Raw genomic sequence first — 15,739 nt, forward strand, 5'->3', positions numbered from 1 at the left:
CATGCGCATCACCCGTTACGCCGCCGGCTTCGCCGCCGCCGGCCTGCTGCTCGCCGGCTGCTCCAGCGAGGCCGGCAACCAGGCGCAGGACGAGGCCGAGGAGACCACGACCCAGGTGGAGGAGGTCGAGTTCCCCGAGGGCTCGACCATGGCCGCCATCGTCGAGGCCGGCGAGCTCCGCGTCGGCACCAAGATCGACCAGCCCGGCTTCGGCCTGGCCAACACCGCCGGCGACCCCGAGGGCTTCGACGTCGAGATGGCCAAGATCATCGCCGCGAAGATGGGGCTGTCCGAGGACCAGATCACCTTCACCGAGACCGTCTCGCAGAACCGGGAGCCGTTCCTGGTCGAGAACCGGGTGGACATGGTGATCGCCACCTACACGATCAACGACAAGCGCAAGGAACTGATCGACTTCGCCGGCCCGTACTACGAGGCCGGGCAGGACATCATGGTGGCCGCCGGGAACCCCGAGAACATCGAGGGCCCGGACGACCTCGCGGGCAAGAGCGTCTGCTCGGTGGAGGGCTCGACCCCCGCCGAGAACATCCGGACGAACTACCCCGAGGCGGAGCTGGTCCTCTACGACGCCTACTCCAAGTGCGCCGACGACCTGCGCAACGGCAACGTGGACGCCGTCACGACCGACAACGTGATCCTCACCGGCTTCGTGGCCGGCGCTCCGGAGGAGTTCGAGCTCGTCGGCAACCCCTTCACCGAGGAGCCCTACGGCATCGGCGTCCAGAAGGGCAAGGACGACTTCCGCGACTTCATCAACGACGTCCTCGAGGAGTCCTTCGAGGACGGCACCTGGGCCGAGGCCTGGGACAAGACGGCGGGCGCCATCACCGACACGGAGGCCCCCGAGCCGCCGGCGGTCAACCGCTACTGACCGACCACAGCTGACGGCGGGGGCGGCCGACTCCGGTCGCCCCCGCCGGTCGCCCCCGCCGTTCGCCACGTCTCCCGCACATGACACCGCACGAGGACCACCGAGGAGCGCCATGGAGTTCCTGAGCGACAACTGGGGGCTGATCCAGTCCGCCTTCCTCACCACCCTGTCCCTCGCGGTCGCCAGCGGCGTCTGCGCCCTGCTGCTGGGAACCCTGCTGGCCGGCATGCGGGTCAGCCCCATCCCGGCGCTCCGCGGGCTTGCGACGGTGTACGTCGAGATCTTCCGCAACACCCCCCTCACGGTGGTCTTCTTCTTCCTGGCGTTCGGGATCGTCTACGTCGACCTGCAGTTCCCCAGTCGGTTCGTCACCGCGGTCGCGGCCCTCTCGCTCTACACCGCTGCGTTCGTCGCCGAGGCCCTGCGCTCCGGCATCAACGCCGTGCCGGCGGGCCAGGCCGAGGCCGCCCGTGCGCTCGGCCTCGACTTCCGGCAGAGCCTGACGACCGTGGTGCTGCCCCAGGCCTTCCGCACGGTGGTGCCGCCGCTGGGCAGCGTGTGGATCGCCCTGGCCAAGAACACCTCGATCGCAGCCGGGTTCGCCGTCACCGACCTGACGGCCCTCCTGCAGCGGCTGGCCAACGCCAACGCCGACCAGCTGCTGCTCGTCTTCGGGGCGGTGGTCCTGGGCTACCTGGTGATCACGCTGCCGTCCGCCTGGGGCATCAGCGTGCTCGAGCGCCGGCTGGCGATCGTCCGATGAGCGCCAGCGTCCTCTTCGACGTCCCGGGCCCGCGCGGCCGCCGGCGGCAGCGGATCGGCAGCGCGCTCGGCGCCCTCGTCGTCCTGGCACTCGTGGCGCTGGCCGCGTGGCGGCTCGGCGCGAACGGCCAGCTCGACCCGAGCCGCTGGGCGATCCTCTTCGACGCCCGCACCAACGTGCCGCAGCGACTGCTCGAGGCGCTGCTCAACACCCTCGAGGTGGCCGCCGTCGGGATGGTCGCCGCGACCGTCCTGGGGGCATTCCTCGCGATCGGACGCCTCTCCGAGCACGCCTGGGTGCGGGTGCCGGTGGCCGCGGTCATCGAGTTCTTCCGCGCCGTGCCGCTGCTGGTGCTGATCCTGTTCTGCTTCCTATTCCTGCCGCGACTGGGCATCTCGATCAGCGCCTTCGGCGCGCTGGCCCTCGGCCTGACGCTCTACAACATGGCCGTGCTGGCCGAGATCATCCGCGCCGGCATCCTGTCCGTGGACCGCGGCCAGAGCGAGGCCGCGTACGCGGTCGGCATGCGCAAGTGGCAGGTCATGTCCTTCATCCTGGTGCCGCAGGCGGTGCGCCGGATGCTGCCGGTCCTCATCGCGCAGCTCGTCGTGCTGCTCAAGGACAGCTCGCTCGGCTTCATCGTCGGGTACCTCGAGCTGCTGCGGACCGCGCGCAGCCTGGTGGAGACGCTGAACTTCCAGTTCGGCCCGATCTACACCTTCCAGCTCTACGTGGCGGCCGCGGTGATCTACATCGTCGTGAACCTGCTGCTGTCGTGGCTGGCGCGCGTGGTCGAGCGGCGCACCCGCCGGGACACCAAGGCGGCCGGGACCAAGGACCAGGAGCTCCCCGCCGACGTGCAGATGGGCGGGGGCGGCGGAGCCGCCTGAGTCGTGCCACGGCCCCGTCCGACTCACCCGCCCCACCCGGGCGCGCCGGTCGGGCGGGGCCGCGGCTCGTGACGAGACTGGTCGTCACGATGGAGACGACGCACACGGCGGGGCGCCGCCGGCTGCCCCCGGTCCCCCGCCCTGCCGCCGACGCGGCACGTGACACCGGGCCCGCGCCGGCGATCGAGCTGCCCGCGGGCACCGCGCTCGCCGCGACCGCGCTCTTCGACGCCGGTCAGGAGTTCGTCACGCGACTGCGTGCGGCCGCTCCCGCCCTCGCGGTGGCTGCCGGCGCCCGGAACGCCGTGGTCCGCGAGGTGGTCCCGCCGGCCCGGCACCGCCGGGCGCGGTGCCGCGTGGTCCTCCGCTTCGCCGACGGCACCGAGACCGACCTGACATTCCTGGGTGAGCGACGCCGCGGGGGCACCGGCGAGAACGCGCTCGACGCCGAGGTGGCCGGCTGGCTGCGGGCGGGATCGCCCCAGGACACGGCCTGGCTCGTCACCGACGCCGACGCACCCGACGGCGTGGCCGTGGACATCACGGCCTGGCTCGCCGTCGCCTGACCCGCACCACGGACGCCCCGAGGAGGAGCATCGCGATGGCACACGGTCTCCACGCGCCCCGCCCCGGCTCCCGAGGCCGACGCGGCCTCGGCGCCGCGCTGCTGACGGGTCTCGTCGTCGCCTACCCGCTCGCGTGGGTCGCGAGCACCGCCCACGCGGCGTTCAGCGGCTGCTGGTCGAGCTGCGGCGGGGCTTCTCGGCCCGGATCCGGGCTCGCCTGGTCCGCGGTGGCGGCGGTGCTGCTGGCCGTGCCGATCGCCGTCGGTCTCGACGTGGCCCGCGTGCGGTCATGGGCGGCCTGGGTCACCGGCGCGGTGGTCGTGGTCGCCGCTACCGGGGCGTGGGCGTGGTTCTCGCTCGACCCGGACAACGCCGAGTTCTTCGTGCGGCTCGGCGAGTAGGGCGGCGCGAGGCCTGCACGGGCGTCGGTCAGGGCAGTGCGCTCTCCTCGTCGAGCTCGAGGAGGTCGTCGTCGACCAGGTCCCCCGCCTCGACCTCGTCGAGCACCTCGCGCACGACCGCTGCCGCCAGGCCGCCGTTGTAGCCCTTTCGGGCCAGCATCCCCATGAGGCGCCTCGTCGCCGTGGTGCGGTCCAGCCGGCGCATGGAGCCGGCCCGCCGCTCGACCAGCCGGCGTGCGGCCGCACGCTCGTCCTCGTCGTCGACCAGCTCCACCGCCTCGGCGGCGACCTCGGGGTCCACACCCTTGGCGCGGAGCTCTGCCGACAGCGCCCGGCGGGCCAGCCCACGGCCGGCCTGCCGGCTGTTCACCCAGGCGCGGGCGAAGGCGGCGTCGTCGATGAGACCGACCTCGGTGAACCTGTCGAGCACCGTGGTCGCGGCGTCCTCCGGGACGCCTCGCTTCTCCAGCAGGTCGGCCAGCTGCTGACGCGTCTTCGGCGCCCCGGTCAGGGCCCGCAGGCAGATGCCACGGGCCACCGACTCCGGGTCACCCATCTCGTCCTCGGGGGACCCAGGGGCGACGTCCGGGGTCAGGGAATCGTCGCCACCCGGGGTCCTCGTCCGCCGGCCGCCCCGGGGGCCTCCCGGGGCACGCCGACGGTTCGGCGGACGGTCGTCCACCGGCGGCTCAGAAGTCCGGGGTGTCAACCGGCGCCGGGGCGTCCAGCGTCGGGCCGATGCCCAGCTTCTCCTTGACCCGCTTCTCGATCTCGTCGGCGAGGTCCGGGTTGTCCTTCAGGAAGTTCCGGACGTTCTCCTTGCCCTGGCCGAGCTGGTCGCCCTCGTACGTGTACCAGGCGCCGGACTTCTTCACGATGCCCTGCTCGACGCCGGCGTCGACGATGCCGCCCTCGCGGCTGAAGCCCTGGCCCCAGAGGATGTCGAGCTCGGCCTGCTTGAACGGCGCGGCGACCTTGTTCTTGACCACCTTGATGCGCGTGCGGCTGCCGATCGCGTCGGTGCCCTGCTTGAGGGTCTCGATGCGGCGGACGTCGAGGCGGACCGACGAGTAGAACTTCAGCGCGCGACCACCGGTGGTGACCTCGGGCGAGCCGTAGACCACGCCGACCTTCTCGCGCAGCTGGTTGATGAAGATCGCCGTGGTGCCGGAGTTGTTCAGCGCACCGGTGATCTTCCGCAGCGCCTGGCTCATGAGGCGGGCCTGCAGACCGACGTGGCTGTCACCCATCTCGCCCTCGATCTCGGCACGGGGCACCAGGGCCGCCACCGAGTCGATGACGATGATGTCCAGCGCGCCGGAGCGGATGAGCATGTCGGCGATCTCGAGCGCCTGCTCACCGGTGTCGGGCTGGCTCACCAGCAGCGCGTCGGTGTCGACGCCGATCGCCCGGGCGTACTCGGGGTCGAGCGCGTGCTCGGCGTCGATGAAGGCGGCGATGCCGCCGTTGGCCTGGGCGTTGGCGACCGCGTGCAGGGCGACGGTCGTCTTACCGGAGGACTCCGGGCCGTAGACCTCGATGACGCGGCCACGCGGCAGGCCGCCGATGCCCAGCGCGATGTCCAGGGCGATCGAGCCGGTCGGGATGACCTTGATCGCCTGGGCGGCGTTGTCGCCCAGCCGCATGACCGAGCCCTTGCCGAACTGCTTGTCGATCTGGGCGAGGGCCATGTCGAGGGCCTTGTCGCGGTCGAGCGTTGCTGCCATGGTGCGTCACCTTCGGTTCGCGAGAAGCGGGTCGGGACCGACGCTAGGGCGAGGCACCGACAGTTTTCGGATTCCGGACGGGCTGTGGAGGAACGACCGCCTGTGGAAGCCACAGTAGGCCGAACACCTGTTCGATCGCCAGGGCGACACGCCAGCTGTCACAGCAGCCACACGGGCGGCCGGGGACGAGCGGTCAGCGGTCCTTCGGCGGCACGTCGTAGGCCTCGCAGATCGCCAGCCAGACCTTGCGCACCGGCACGCCCTTGTCGATCGCGTCCAGCGCGGTGCGCCCGCCGAGGGCCGAGAAGACGTGGTCGCGGGCGACGGTCTGCGCCCGCATCGAGCCGAACTGCTCGTCGAGACGGGACCAGAACTCCTGCAGGCGCACGCACCGACGCTAACGCGTCGCACGGCTCGGGGCCCTAGGCTGCCGACATGATCCCGGGCACCGGTTCGGAGACCCTCGACGTCGTGCTGGAGATCGGCATCGTCCTGGCCCTGCTGGTCAGCGTCGTCCTGCTGGTCCGCGACTACCGCGGGCGCTGAGCCCGGGAGGTCGTCAGCAGCACGGCGACGAGCGGGACCACGAGCACCGCCGAGACCCCGGACACCAGCCCGAAGCCGCCCCAGGCCAGCAGCGGGCCACCCACGACGCCGGCGAGCGCCGCGCCGAGCCCCATCAGGAGGTCGGTGCCGCCCTGCGCCGTCGGGCGCAGGGCGTCCCCCACCGACGAGGTCACGAGCGCGGACCCCGCCACCAGCCCGCACGACCATCCCAGGCCCAGCAGCAGCAGCCCCGCCGCCAGCTGCCCGGAGTCGCGCGGTGCCGCGGTCCCGGCCACCGCGGCGGCCGCCAGCAGGAGCGCCCCGCCCAGGGCCACCACCGCGGCCGCCCCCACGCGGTCGACCAGCAGGCCCACCAGCGGCGAGAACAGGTACATGCCGGCCACGTGGACGCTGATGACCAGGCCCACCAGCCGCAGGACGCCGTCGGCGTCCCCGCCGGCGTGGCCCATGTGCACCGGCGTCATCACCATGACGCCGACCATCACCGCGTGCGCCACGACCACCGCGGTCAGGCCCAGCCGGCCGCCGGCCGTCGACCAGACCGCCCGGAGCGCGGTCCCGGTCGCCCGGCGCGGGCGCGGTCCGGCGGCTCCCCCGCCGAGCCGGCGGGCCAGCAGCAGCGGGTCGGGCCGCAGCAGCAGGAGGAAGCCCACCGCCACCACCCCGAAGACGACGGCGGAGACGACGAACACCCCGCCCAGAGCCGGGAGCCCCAGCGACTCCCCCACGACCGCTCCCGGTGCGGCGAGGTTCGGCCCCACCACCGAGCCGAGGGTGGTGGCCCAGACGACGAGCGAGAGGTCCCGGCCGCGGCGCTCGGGTGCGGCGAGGTCCGCCGCCGCGTAGCGGGACTGCAGGCCGCAGGCCGTGGAGGCGCCGAAGAGGAACAGCCCGACCAGCAGCAGGAACAGCGACGACGCCGCGGCGGCGCACACCGTCACGACCGCGCCGACGACGCTGATCCCGTACCCCACCGCCAGCCCCGCGCGACGGCCCGCCGAGTCGCTGATGCGGGCCAGCGGGACCGCCAGCACCGCCGCACCGAGCACGCCCGCCGTCTGCCCCAGGCCGGACGCGGAGTCGGTGCCCGCGACGTCGCGGGCCAGCAGCCCGCCGGCGGTGATCCCGACCGTGACGCCGAGGCCGGCCAGGGCGACTCCCCCGCCGAGGACGCCGACCGTGCGCCGCTGCACCCTGGCCAGGTCGGTGGCCGGTGCCCGTTCCAGCGACGCCACGGCTGCCTCCTTCTCCCGACCGGGTGGTTCCCGGGCGCCGGCGGGGTCGCCGGCCAGCGAAGTGTCGTACACGGCGGGGACACTGATCACGTGTCCGACCGCGCGTCCGCCGAGACCGGTACCGCGCCCGGTGCGCTGGCCCGGTTCTCCGAGCCCACCCGGGCCTGGTTCACCGGTGCCTTCGAGCGCCCGACGGCGGCGCAGGACGGCGCCTGGCAGGCCATCAGCAGCGGGGAGCACGCGCTCGTCGTCGCCCCCACCGGCTCGGGGAAGACGCTCGCCGCGTTCCTCTGGTCGCTCGACCGGCTCGCGGCGACCCCGCCGGCCGACGAGCGCACCCGGTGCCGGGTCCTCTACGTCTCCCCGCTGAAGGCGCTGGCGGTCGACGTCGAGCGCAACCTGCGCGCCCCGCTGGCCGGCATCGGGCAGGCCGCGGCCCGGCTCGGGCTCCCCCGCCCGGAGATCAAGGTCGGGATCCGATCCGGTGACACGCCCGCCGACGAGCGGCGCACCTTCGCCCGCAAGCCGCCGGACATCCTGATCACGACGCCGGAGTCGCTGTTCCTGCTGCTCACCAGCCAGGCACGGGAGGCGCTGCGTGGCGTCGAGACGGTGATCGTCGACGAGGTCCACGCGGTCACCGACTCCAAGCGCGGCGCCCACCTGGCCGTCTCCCTCGACCGGCTCGACGAGCTGCTGGAGCGGCCGGCGCAGCGGATCGGGCTGTCGGCCACCGTCCGGCCCATCGAGGAGGTCGCCACGTACCTGGCCGGCGGTCGCCCGGTGCAGGTGGTCTCCCCGGGCTCGACCAAGCAGTGGGACCTCTCGGTCGTCGTCCCGGTCGAGGACATGAGCGAGCTGGGGCAGCCGACCGGGGAGCTGGAGGGGTCGGCGGCGGGCAACCAGCCGCGCAACTCCATCTGGCCCGCGGTCGAGGAGCGCGTGCTCGACCTCGTCCAGGCGCACCGCAGCACGATCGTGTTCGCCAACTCCCGGCGGCTGGCCGAGCGGCTCACCAGCCGGCTCAACGAGCTGGCCTACGAGCGCCAGACCGGCGAGCCGGTCCCGCCCGGCACGAACGCGGCGGCGCTGATGGCCCAGGCCGGGTCCGGCGGGGGACTGCCCGAGGCGTTCCAGCCGGTCGCCGCCGCCCACCACGGCTCGGTCTCCCGCGAGCAGCGCGCGATCGTCGAGGAGGCGCTGAAGTCCGGCCGGCTCCCGGCCGTCGTCGCCACCTCCAGCCTGGAGCTGGGCATCGACATGGGGGCGGTCGACCTCGTCGTCCAGGTCGAGGCCCCGCCGACCGTGGCCAGCGGGCTGCAGCGGGTGGGCCGCGCCGGTCACCAGGTCGGCGCGGTCAGCCGCGGCGTGCTGTTCCCGAAGTACCGGGGCGACCTCGTGCAGTGCGCGCTGGTCGCCGAGCGGATGACGTCCGGCGCGATCGAGTCGATCCGCTACCTGCGCAACCCGCTGGACGTGCTGGCCCAGCAGGTCGTGGCGATCGTCTCCGAGCGCCCGCGCACGGTCGACGAGGTCGGCGCGCTCGTGCGCCGGTCGGCCGCCTTCTCCTCGCTGCCGGAGTCCGCGCTGCACGCGGTGCTCGACATGCTGGCCGGGCGCTACCCGTCCGACGCCTTCGCCGAGCTACGCCCCCGGCTCACCTGGGACCGGGTCACCGACACCCTCACCGCCCGCGCCGGCGCCCAGCGGCTGGCCGTCACCAGCGGCGGCACGATCCCCGACCGCGGCCTGTTCGGCGTCTTCCTCGTCGGTGCCGAGGGCACCGGCGGGCGCCGGGTGGGCGAGCTCGACGAGGAGATGGTCTACGAGTCCCGCACGGGCGACGTCTTCCTCCTCGGGTCCTCGTCGTGGCGGATCGAGGAGATCACCCACGACCGCGTGCTGGTCACCCCCGCCCCCGGCCAGCCCGGGAAGATGCCGTTCTGGCACGGCGACGCCCCCGGGCGCCCGCTGGAGCTGGGCCGGGCGCTGGGTGCGTTCCTGCGCGAGGTCGGGTCCGCCACGCCGGAGGCGGGCCTGGAGCGCGCCCGCGCCGCCGGCCTCGACGAGTGGGGTGCGGCCAACCTCGCCGCCTACCTCGCCGAGCAGAAGGCGGCGACCGGCCACCTCCCCGACGACCGGACGCTGCTGGTCGAGCGCTTCCGCGACGAGCTGGGCGACTGGCGGATCGTCGTCCACTCCCCCTTCGGTGCGCAGGTCAACGCCCCGTGGGCGCTGGTGCTGGCCGCGCGGCTGCGCGAGCGCTACGGCGTCGACGTCTCCTCCATGCACTCCGACGACGGCATCGTGCTGCGGCTGCCCGACACCACCGGCGAGCCGCCGGAGGGCGACCTCGCCGTCCTCGACCCCGACGACGTCGAGCGGGAGGTCACCGCGGAGGTCGGCACCTCGGCGCTGTTCGCCAGCCGGTTCCGCGAGTGCGCCGCCCGCGCGCTGCTCCTCCCCCGGCGCGACCCCCGGCGGCGGACCCCGCTGTGGCAGCAGCGCCAGCGCGCCGCCCAGCTGCTGAGCGTCGCCAGCGAGTTCTCGTCCTTCCCGATCACGCTCGAGGCCGCCCGCGAGGTGCTGCAGGACGTCTACGACGTGCCCGGGCTGGTCGAGCTGATGAGCGACGTCCGTGCCCGCCGCGTGCGGGTGGTCGACGTGCAGACCGAGACGGCCTCGCCGTTCGCCCAGTCGCTGCTGTTCGGCTACGTCGGCCAGTTCCTCTACGAGGGCGACGCACCGCTGGCCGAGCGCCGCGCCCAGGCCCTGGCGCTGGACACCGGCCTGCTCGCCGAGCTGCTCGGCCGGTCCGAGCTCCGCGAGCTGCTCGACGCCGAGGCCATGGCCGAGATCGAGTCGGAGCTGCAGCGGCTGCCCGAGCAGCGGCACCCGCGCGACGTCGACGGCGCCGGTGACCTGCTCCGGATCGTCGGTGACCTGACTCCCGGCGAGGCGGCCCGCCGCGGCGTCCCCCAGGCGTGGCTGGACGAGCTGGTCGCCGCCCGCCGGGCGCTGGTGGTGCGCATCGCCGGCGAGGAGCGCTACGTCGCCATCGAGGACGCCGGCCGGCTGCGCGACGCGCTCGGCACCGCGCTGCCCGTCGGCGTGCCCGAGGTCTTCACCGAGCCGGTCGAGGACCCGCTCGGCGACCTCGTCGGCCGTTACGCCCGCACGCACGGCCCCTTCCAGCCGCAGGAGGTCGCGACCCGGCTCGGGCTGGGCGTCGCCGTCGTCACCGCCACCGTGCAGCGGCTGACGGGCACCGGCCGGCTGGTGTCCGGGGAGTTCCGCCCGGGCGGCAGCGGGCAGGAGTGGTGCGACGCCGACGTGCTCCGGTCGGTGCGCCGGCGCAGCCTGGCGAAGCTGCGCCAGGAGGTGGAGCCGGTGCCGATCGACACCCTGGCCCGCTTCACCCCCTCCTGGCAGTCGGTGGGCAGCCGGCTGCGCGGGGCCGACGGCGTCCTCGCGGTCGTCGAGCAGCTGGCGGGTGCGCTGGTGCCCGCGAGCGCGCTGGAGTCGCTGGTCCTGCCGACGCGGGTGCGCGACTACTCCCCCGCCATGCTCGACGAGCTGACCAGCGCCGGGGAGGTGCTGTGGGCCGGCGCCGGTGGCCTGCCCGGTGGTGACGGGTGGGTCAGCCTGGTGCCGGCGGACCTGGCGCCGCTGCTCCTGCCCGAGCAGCTGGAGGTCGCCGGCGAGGGGCAGCCGCTGCTCGACCTGCTCGCGGGCGGCCAGGCGATGTTCTTCCGCGGGCTCTCCGACGCCCTGGGCGCCACCGACGACGCCGCGCTGGCCGACCAGGTCTGGGACCTGGTGTGGGCCGGCGCGCTGACCAACGACACGCTCGCGCCGCTGCGCACCCGGCTCGGCGGGGGCGGCACCCACAAGCGCGCCGCCGCGCCGCCGCGCGTGACCCGCAGCCGGTACGGGCGCCCGCGGCTGAGCCGGGCCGCGATGCCCACCCGCAGCGGCCCGCCCACGGTCGCGGGCCGCTGGTCCCGGCTGCCCGACCGCGAGCCGAACGCCACCCGGCGCTCGACCGCGCGGGCCGAGGCGCTGCTCGAGCGGCACGGCGTCCTCACCCGCGGCGCCGTCATGGCCGAGCAGGTCACCGGCGGGTTCTCGGCGGTCTACCCGGTGCTGCGTGCGTTCGAGGAGAACGGCCGGGCCCGCCGCGGCTACTTCGTGGAGACGCTCGGCGCCGCCCAGTTCGGCACCCCGGGCTCGGTGGACCGGCTGCGCAGCTTCGCCTCGCCCGACCGCGTCCCCGCCGGCGCGGTCGTCCTCGCCGCCACCGACCCCGCCAACGTGTACGGAGCGGCGCTGCCCTGGCCCGAGCGCACGGTCGCGTCCGACGGCGAGGCCGTGGACCTCGGCGAGGGCACCGGCACCCGCAAGGCCGGGCACCGGGCCGGGCGCAAGGCGGGCGCGCTCGTCGTGCTGGTCGACGGCGAGCTGGTGCTCTACGTCGAGCGCGGCGGCAAGACGCTGCTGTCGTGGACCGAGGACGAGCAGGCGCTCAAGGAGGCGGCGACGGCGCTGTCGGGAGCGGTGTCGGCCGGGGCGCTCGGGCGGATGGTCGTGCAGAAGGCCGACGGCGCCTCGGTGCACGAACCCACGCCGCTGTCGCAGGCGCTGCAGGCGGCCGGCTTCGCCGCGACCCCTCGGGGCCTGCGCCTGCGCGGCTGAGCGCGGCGCTCAGTACAGGAGCCCGACCCCGAGGGACGCCAGCGAGCCGGCGGTGGCCAGCAGCAGCGCCCCGCCCCAGGCCGCCCAGCGCGGGTCGACCGTGACCGCACGGGTGTGCGGGGGCAGCTCGGTGTCGCGGTGCCGCGCGGCCCAGGCCCGGACCGCGGCCGCCTCCCCGGAGACGTGGGCGGCCAGCCCGCGGCTGAGGGCCAGCTGGAACGGGCGGTACTCCAGCGCCCCCAGGGTCACCGTCGTGCCGTCGGCCCGCTCGACCTGCACGCCGCGTTCCTCGGTCACCGCGGCGACCTGCGAGGCCGCGATGCTGTGCACCACCACGGCACCCACCCCCACCAGCAGCGGCCCCTGTCCCTCCCACCGGCTGGTGGCGAGCGCCACGCTTCAGGCCAGCAGCACGCCGGTGACCACCGAGACGCCGACCCGGTCCTCGGTGGTCGCCCACGGCGCGACGACGGCGAACACGAACAACGGGCCGGTGAGGAGGACGACGACTGCCCGGCTCACCCAGTGCGGCCGAGCGAGGACCACCGGCGGCTCCGGGGGCAGGTCGATCGCGTTCGGGTGCACCCAGCGCGGCACGCAGCTCCTCCTCCCTCCCGTGGACCGCTGGTTCGACGAGCAGGCTAGGCGGTCGGCCGCGCGCACCCCGGTCACCGGAGGGGATCATGGACGGCGTGCCCGAGGGAGACACCGTCTGGCTGGCGGCCAAGCGCATGAACACCGCGCTCGCCGGCGCCACCCTGCGCCGCGGTGAGTTCCGCCTGCCGCACCTCGCCGCGCTCGACCTCGCCGGGGCGACCGTCCGCGAGGTGGTCCCCCGCGGCAAGCACATGCTGATCCGGCTGGCCGACGACCACACCCTGCGCACGCACTACCGGATGGACGGCAGCTGGCACATCTACCGGCCGGGGACCAGGTGGCGCGGCGGCCCCGGCTACGACGTGCGCGTGGTGCTCGCGACCGACGAGTGGGAGTGCGTCGGCTACCGGCTGCACGACGTCGAGTACGTGCCGACGTCCCAGGAGGACACCCTCGTCGGGCACCTCGGCCCCGACATCCTCGGCCCCGACTGGGACCTCGAGGAGGCGCTGCGCCGGATCCGGGACCGACCCGAGGAGCAGGTGGGCGTGGCCATCCTCGACCAGCGCAACCTCGCCGGGATCGGCAACCTCTACAAGGTCGAGTCGCTCTTCCTCGCCGGGGTGCACCCCTGGGCCCGCGTCGCCGACGTCGACGACCGGCTGGCACCGCTCGTCGAGCGGGCGCAGCGGCTCATGAAGGCGAACCTCGAGCGACCCGAGCAGAGCACGACCGGCGACCTGCGGCGCGGCTACGACCACTGGGTCTACGGGCGCAAGGGCAAGCCGTGCCGACGCTGCCGCACGCCGATCCTCATGGGCGACCAGGGACCGCACCTGCAGGAGCGGGTGACCTACTGGTGCCCCCGCTGCCAGGCCGCGCGGTCGGCCATCGACCCGCAGGCGCGGACCGGGGAGCCGGGCCGGCCGCGCCCGGTCGCCACCCCCGGCTGACGGGGCCACCGACGGCTCGCGGCGGCCTCCCGGACCGGGAGACCGCCGCGAGGCGTGCGGGACGGGGCCCCGTGGGAGAGGCGCCCTCGCTCAGGCCTGCTCGGGCCGCTCGGCGGGCTGGGCCTGGGGCTGGGCGGTGGGCTGCGCCGCCGGCGTGCCCTGCTCGATCGCGCCGGCGGCCGAGGTGCCCTCCACCGCCGGGGCGCCGCCCATGGAGGCGCGGATCTGGTCCAGCCGGGAGGCGCCGGCGACGTCGAGGGTGGCCTTCTGCACCTCGAGCATCCGGCCCTCGACGGAGGTCTGGGCGAGCTCGGCCTGGCCGAGGGCGTTGGCGTAGCGGGCCTCGATCTTGTCGCGGACCTCGGACAGCGAGGGCGTGTTGCCCGGCGCCGAGAGCTCGTTGACCTGCCGCAGCGAGTCGGCGACGTGCTCCTGCATCTTGGCCTGCTCGAGCTGGCTCATCAGCTTGGTGCGCTCGGCCAGGGTGGTCTGCAGCCGCATGCGGGACTGCTCCACCGCGCCACGCGCCTGCTCGGCGGCCTGGAGCGCCTCGTCGTGGCTGCGCTTGAGGTCCTCCATCGCCTGCTCGGCGGCGACCAGCTGGGTGGCGAACGCCTGGGCGGCCTGCTCGTACTCGGCGGCCTTGGCCGCGTCGCCCTTGCCCCGCGTCTGGTCGGCCAGCACGAGCGCCTGGCGGGCGGAGGCCTGCAGCTTCTCGACCTCGCCCAGCTGGCGGTTGAGCCGCATCTCCAGCTGCCGCTGGTTGCCCAGCACGGCGGCGGCCTGGTTGGCCAGCGACTGGTGGCGCTGCTGCTCGGCCTCGATGGCCTGCTGGATCTGGATCTTGGGGTCGGCGCGCTGGTCGATCTGCGCGTTGGCCGACGCGGTGAGGTACTTCCAGAGCTTCACGAACGGGTTGGGCATGGGGATGGGTCCTCCTGCTCCGGCACGACGGCCGGCCCGGCGATGCGCGTCACCCGCCATGGTCCCAGGTGATCACCCGGTGCAGCCAACGCAGGTCCCCGGACGCGCGGCTAGGGTTCGGGACGTGCAGCCCGCCGGCCCCGTCCTGTGCGTCCTCGGGGAGCTGGTCGTCGACCTGCTCCCCGTCCCCGAGGCGGGCGCCGGCCCGGAGGGGACCGCCCCGCAGTACGTCGCCCGACCGGGCGGCAACGCGCTGAACGTGGCTGTGGCCGCGGGCCGCCTGGAGGCCCCCGTCCGCCTGCTCGCCCGGCTGGGCACCGGCCCGCTGGCGGCCAACCTGCGCCGGCACGCCGAGCTCTCGGGCGTGGACACCTCGGGCTTCGTGGACGCCGCGGAGCCGGTGAGCCTCGCCGTCGTGGGCGTCGGCCCGGACGGCTCCCCTGACTACGGCTTCCACGTGCTCGGCGCCGCGGACTGGCAGTGGACCGACGCCGAGCTGGAGCAGGCCCTGCCGGCCGAGGTCGGCGCGGTGCACGTGGGGTCCATCTCCAGCTGGACCGAGCCGGGCAGCTCCGCGGTCGCGCGGCTGGTCGAACGGCTCTCCGGCCGGTCGCTGGTCAGCGTCGACCCCAACATCCGGCCGATGCTCGCCGACGGGCCGGTCGGCGCCACCCTCGGCAACGACCGGGCCGCGGTGGCCCGGCGGCTGGACGGGCTCGTCGCCCGGGCCGACGTGGTCAAGGTGAGCGCGGAGGACCTCGGCTGGCTCGAGCCCGACGCCGGGGACCTGGACGAGGCGGCCCGGCGCTGGGCCGGTCGCGGGCCCGCGCTCGTCGTGCTCACCGACGGCGGCGCGCCGCTGCGCATCGCCCGTCCCGGCGGTCCGGTGCTGCACCGGGAGATCCCGCGCGTCGACGTCGTCGACACCGTCGGTGCCGGGGACTCCCTCGCCGCCGGGCTGCTCACCGGGCTGCTCGCCGCCGGGGTCACCAGCCGCGCGGCCCTGGAGGCGGCGTCCGACGAGCAGCTGCTCGCCCTCGTCGACGACGCGGCGCTGGTGGCCGCCCTGAACTGCACCCGGGTCGGCGCCGACCCGCCGACGCGCGCCGAGCTCGACGCCGCGAAGGACCGCCGGTGACCGGAGACCTGCGTCTGGTCGGTTTCGAGGAGCTCTCCGCCGGTGCCCTGCTGGGCCGGCTCCTGGACCGCCGGGCCGAGTTCTGGTCCGGCTCCGCCCTCGACGACGACGCCGTGCGGGCGCTGCACGACCCGGTGTTCTTCCACCAGCTGGGCGGGTTCGGGGCGGTCGCCCTGACCCCCGAAGGCGAGGACGCCGGCTACCTGCTGGGCGTGGTCAGCGCCGACCGGCTCGCCGTCGTGCACGCGGTCGCGGTGCACCCGCGCCGGCGGGGCCAGGGCGTCGCGGTCCGCCTCGTCGAGCGGTTCGCCGGCCTGGCGGCGAGCGTCGGGGCCCGCGCCGCGCAGGCGGTCGCGCTGCCCGTGGGCGTGCGCTTCACCGCGAAGGTCAC

16 protein-coding genes are annotated in these 15,739 nt (G+C 74.9%); 9 read left to right on the forward strand and 7 right to left on the reverse strand.

Going from position 1 to position 15,739, the window contains the following annotated elements; all coding sequences use genetic code 11:
- Position 1 precedes the first annotated feature (1 nt).
- From E4P43_RS14975 to E4P43_RS14995, 5 genes are all read left to right on the forward strand, one after another.
- Positions 2-892 (forward strand): glutamate ABC transporter substrate-binding protein, encoded by an 891-nt coding sequence (locus E4P43_RS14975; RefSeq protein WP_135146264.1) that lies wholly within the window; start codon positions 2-4, stop codon positions 890-892.
- Between the two features lie 112 nt (positions 893-1,004).
- Positions 1,005-1,655, forward strand: a complete 651-nt coding sequence (locus tag E4P43_RS14980) for an amino acid ABC transporter permease (RefSeq protein ID WP_135146265.1) — start codon at positions 1,005-1,007, stop codon at positions 1,653-1,655.
- Positions 1,652-2,545: an amino acid ABC transporter permease gene (locus tag E4P43_RS14985; protein ID WP_135146266.1), complete on the forward strand. Its 894-nt coding sequence runs from the start codon at positions 1,652-1,654 to the stop codon at positions 2,543-2,545. Before E4P43_RS14980 ends, E4P43_RS14985 begins: the two co-directional genes overlap by 4 nt.
- A 68-nt stretch (positions 2,546-2,613) precedes the next feature.
- The gene (locus tag E4P43_RS14990; protein WP_135146267.1) at positions 2,614-3,111 is read left to right on the forward strand and encodes a hypothetical protein; all 498 of its coding nucleotides are present in this window, start codon (positions 2,614-2,616) and stop codon (positions 3,109-3,111) included.
- A 35-nt stretch (positions 3,112-3,146) separates the two neighbouring features.
- Positions 3,147-3,512, forward strand: coding sequence for a hypothetical protein (locus tag E4P43_RS14995; protein WP_135146268.1), 366 nt, complete (start codon positions 3,147-3,149; stop codon positions 3,510-3,512).
- A gap of 28 nt (positions 3,513-3,540) precedes the next feature.
- Here the strand turns inward: E4P43_RS14995 and E4P43_RS15000 are convergent, their stop codons facing one another.
- The 4 genes from E4P43_RS15000 to E4P43_RS15015 form a co-directional block, all read right to left on the reverse strand.
- Positions 3,541-4,068: a regulatory protein RecX gene (locus tag E4P43_RS15000; protein WP_135146269.1), complete on the reverse strand. Its 528-nt coding sequence runs from the start codon at positions 4,066-4,068 to the stop codon at positions 3,541-3,543.
- A 133-nt stretch (positions 4,069-4,201) separates the two neighbouring features.
- Positions 4,202-5,239: a recombinase RecA gene (gene recA / locus E4P43_RS15005; RefSeq protein ID WP_135146270.1), complete on the reverse strand. Its 1,038-nt coding sequence runs from the start codon at positions 5,237-5,239 to the stop codon at positions 4,202-4,204.
- A 193-nt stretch (positions 5,240-5,432) separates the two neighbouring features.
- The gene (locus tag E4P43_RS15010; protein ID WP_135146271.1) at positions 5,433-5,627 is read right to left on the reverse strand and encodes a DUF3046 domain-containing protein; all 195 of its coding nucleotides are present in this window, start codon (positions 5,625-5,627) and stop codon (positions 5,433-5,435) included.
- Between the two features lie 142 nt (positions 5,628-5,769).
- Positions 5,770-7,041 (reverse strand): MFS transporter, encoded by a 1,272-nt coding sequence (locus E4P43_RS15015; RefSeq protein ID WP_167759200.1) that lies wholly within the window; start codon positions 7,039-7,041, stop codon positions 5,770-5,772.
- Positions 7,042-7,131: 90 nt separating this feature from the next.
- Here E4P43_RS15015 and E4P43_RS15020 point away from each other — a divergent pair, with 90 nt between their 5' ends.
- Positions 7,132-11,736 carry an ATP-dependent helicase gene (locus tag E4P43_RS15020; RefSeq protein ID WP_135146272.1) on the forward strand — a complete coding sequence of 1,535 codons (4,605 nt, stop codon included), beginning with the start codon at positions 7,132-7,134 and terminating at the stop codon, positions 11,734-11,736.
- Between the two features lie 9 nt (positions 11,737-11,745).
- Here E4P43_RS15020 and E4P43_RS15025 read toward each other — a convergent pair whose 3' ends face one another.
- Positions 11,746-12,132 (reverse strand): hypothetical protein, encoded by a 387-nt coding sequence (locus E4P43_RS15025; protein WP_135146273.1) that lies wholly within the window; start codon positions 12,130-12,132, stop codon positions 11,746-11,748.
- Positions 12,133-12,135: 3 nt separating this feature from the next.
- Positions 12,136-12,333, reverse strand: a complete 198-nt coding sequence (locus E4P43_RS15030) for a hypothetical protein (RefSeq protein WP_135146274.1) — start codon at positions 12,331-12,333, stop codon at positions 12,136-12,138.
- Between the two features lie 95 nt (positions 12,334-12,428).
- Here E4P43_RS15030 and E4P43_RS15035 point away from each other — a divergent pair, with 95 nt between their 5' ends.
- Positions 12,429-13,286 carry a DNA-formamidopyrimidine glycosylase family protein gene (locus E4P43_RS15035; RefSeq protein ID WP_135146275.1) on the forward strand — a complete coding sequence of 286 codons (858 nt, stop codon included), beginning with the start codon at positions 12,429-12,431 and terminating at the stop codon, positions 13,284-13,286.
- A 90-nt stretch (positions 13,287-13,376) separates the two neighbouring features.
- Here E4P43_RS15035 and E4P43_RS15040 read toward each other — a convergent pair whose 3' ends face one another.
- Complete coding sequence (locus E4P43_RS15040) at positions 13,377-14,210, reverse strand: PspA/IM30 family protein (protein ID WP_135146276.1); 834 nt, start codon at positions 14,208-14,210, stop codon at positions 13,377-13,379.
- A 124-nt stretch (positions 14,211-14,334) separates the two neighbouring features.
- Between E4P43_RS15040 and E4P43_RS15045 the strand changes: the two genes are divergently transcribed.
- Positions 14,335-15,348, forward strand: a complete 1,014-nt coding sequence (locus tag E4P43_RS15045; RefSeq protein ID WP_245159151.1) for a PfkB family carbohydrate kinase — start codon at positions 14,335-14,337, stop codon at positions 15,346-15,348.
- Positions 15,345-15,739, forward strand: a 395-nt coding sequence (locus tag E4P43_RS15050) for a GNAT family N-acetyltransferase (RefSeq protein WP_167759201.1), incomplete at its 3' end; no start/stop codon positions are given. The genes E4P43_RS15045 and E4P43_RS15050, both read left to right, overlap by 4 nt.

Source organism: Blastococcus sp. TF02A-35, from assembly GCF_004571075.1.
In the GTDB taxonomy this organism is placed as follows: Bacteria; Actinomycetota; Actinomycetes; order Mycobacteriales; family Geodermatophilaceae; genus Blastococcus.